The sequence below is a fragment of the Streptococcus sp. SS-4456 genome (genome assembly GCF_036680365.1).
Taxonomy (GTDB): domain Bacteria; phylum Bacillota; class Bacilli; order Lactobacillales; family Streptococcaceae; genus Streptococcus.
This window is the reverse complement of record NZ_JAVIHI010000122.1, coordinates 1-258: the sequence shown is the minus strand read 5'-3', so window position 1 is coordinate 258 and position 258 is coordinate 1. Positions and strand designations below refer to the sequence as shown.

At 44.6% G+C, this 258-nt stretch carries 1 protein-coding gene; it reads left to right on the top strand.

Translation table 11 applies throughout. From position 1 onward, the window contains the following. On the top strand, nt 1–258 hold a 258-nt coding region (locus tag RFK25_RS11680; RefSeq protein ID WP_332413572.1), incomplete at both ends, for a hypothetical protein.

Sequence of the window (258 nt, the reverse complement as noted above, 5' to 3'; positions counted from 1 at the left end):
GCGAGCTACGCTTGACTTTATCCAATGGCAATCCTCTCTATCTAAACTGCTATAAAGTTGTTTCAGCAACCCAACCTCGCGAGCGGATATATCGAACGGTTCGTATTCCTGATGGTGTATCTGTTGTTAGTGTAGCAAAGCTCAATCTTTTTGTGCAAGTCAGAGGGAATGCCTTAGCTGGAAGACCAAAGTTTGAACTTTCTTCTATGCCTACAGACTGGTCACCTGCTCCTGAGGACTTAATCACAGATCTTAGCC